This window comes from Pseudomonas sp. JV245A (assembly GCF_032424515.1).
Lineage (GTDB): Bacteria > Pseudomonadota > Gammaproteobacteria > Pseudomonadales > Pseudomonadaceae > Aquipseudomonas > Aquipseudomonas protegens.
Genome location: NZ_VYKE01000664.1, coordinates 1 through 238, shown reverse-complemented (window position 1 = coordinate 238; position 238 = coordinate 1). Strand labels below are relative to the sequence as shown.

General features: G+C 70.2%; 1 pseudogene. It reads left to right on the top strand.

Annotated elements, in window-relative coordinates:
- A pseudogene (locus tag F6S12_RS33520) lies at positions 1 to 88 on the top strand (formate dehydrogenase); the annotation flags it as partial.
- Positions 89 to 238: the final 150 nt, after the last annotated feature.

Genomic DNA, 238 nt, shown 5'->3' with positions numbered 1-238 from the left:
AGCCCTGGAGCTGGATGGCCAGCTGCATGCACGCCTGAGCGCCGAGCGCCTGGACGCACTGCTCGACAGCTGCCGGGAGGACGCGTGATGCCCAGCCTCTACCTGCCCTGTGATTCCCTGGCCCGCGCCGTGGGCGCCGATGAAGTGGCCAAGGCCATCGCCACCCAGGCCGAACAGCGCCAGCTGCCGCTGCAACTGCAACGCACCAGCTCCCGTGGCCTGTACTGGCTGGAGCCGC